Here is a 1,350-nt window from a genome sequence, read left to right as displayed (position 1 = left end):
GTATGCCCAGCAACGGCAATGGTTTCTCTGGCAATGGGCGCCGCAGAGCACCGCCTACAACATCCCCACCGCCCTGCGTCTGAAGGGGCGGCTGGATGTGGCGGCGCTGCGGCGCAGTGTCGAGGCGCTGATCGAGCGCCACGAAAGCCTGCGCACCGTGTTCACCCAGCAAGACGATCAGCCCGTACAAGTGGTCCTGCCACCGGGGCCGTTTGCACTGGAGATCGACGAACCGGACCTGTCTGAAGGCGAGTCGCTGGACGCTCGTTTGCAGGCATTCGTCGAACAGGAAACCGGCAAGACCTTCGATCTGCACGCCGGCCCGCTGATGCGCGCACGCTTGCTGCGCATTGCCGCCGACGATCATGTGCTGGTGGTCACGCTGCATCACATCATCTCCGACGGCTGGTCGATGCAGGTCATGGTCGAGGAACTGGTGCAGTTCTATGCCGGCTTCAGCGAAGGCCGCGAGCTGCAACTTCCCGAACTGAGCATCCAATACGCCGACTACGCCCAGTGGCAACGCCAGTGGATGGAGGCGGGGGAGCAGGAACGACAACTGGTGTACTGGCAGGAAAAACTGGGCGGCGAACAGCCAGTGCTGGAGCTGCCCACCGATCACCCGCGCCCGGCTGTTCAGCGTTTCGCGGGGGCCGATCGCAGCCTGATTCTCGATGCCGCGCTCGCCGAGGGCCTCAAGGCGCTGGCGAAGCAGGAGAACACCACGCTGTTCGCCCTGCTGCTGGCCTCGTTCCAGACCCTGTTGCACCGTTACAGCGGCCAGAGCGATATTCGCGTCGGTGTGCCGGTGGCCAACCGTGGGCGTGCGGAAATCGAGCGCCTGATCGGTTTCTTCGTCAACACCCAGGTGCTCAAGGCCGACATCGACGGACAGATGTCCTTCGTCCAGTTGTTGCGCCAGGTACGCCAGAGCGCGCAAGAGGCGCAAGCTCATCAGGACCTGCCGTTCGAGCAATTGGTGGAAGCCTTGCAGCCGGGGCGCAGCCTGAGCCACAGCCCGTTGTTTCAAGTGATGTTCAACCATCAGGCGCAAAGCCGCCGCAGCGCCGAAACCCGTTTTGGCGAGCTTGAAGTCGAGCGCCTGGAATGGCAGAGCCAGACCGCGCAGTTCGATCTGGTGCTCAACACCACCGAACATCCCCATGGCATCGAAGCGGTGCTCAAGTACGCCACCGACCTGTTCGATGCCCGCACCGTCGAGCGGCTGGTCGGCCATTGGCAGAATCTGCTGGCGGCCATCGTTGCCGATCCGCAGCAGCGGGTCGCCGAGTTGCCGATGCTTGCCGGGCATGAGACGCAGCAGGTGCTGCACGACTGGAACCGCAGCCA

1 protein-coding gene is annotated in these 1,350 nt (G+C 63.7%); it reads left to right on the top strand.

The genetic code is table 11. The features are described 5' to 3' along the window. The coding region (locus D3M70_RS07065) for a condensation domain-containing protein (protein WP_256659740.1) at window positions 1-1,350 on the top strand (1,350 nt) is incomplete at both ends.

The organism is Pseudomonas sp. LS-2 (genome assembly GCF_003605735.1).
Classification (GTDB): domain Bacteria; phylum Pseudomonadota; class Gammaproteobacteria; order Pseudomonadales; family Pseudomonadaceae; genus Aquipseudomonas.
The sequence above is the reverse complement of the archived record's forward strand: the minus strand, read 5'-3'. Positions and strand labels throughout refer to the sequence as shown.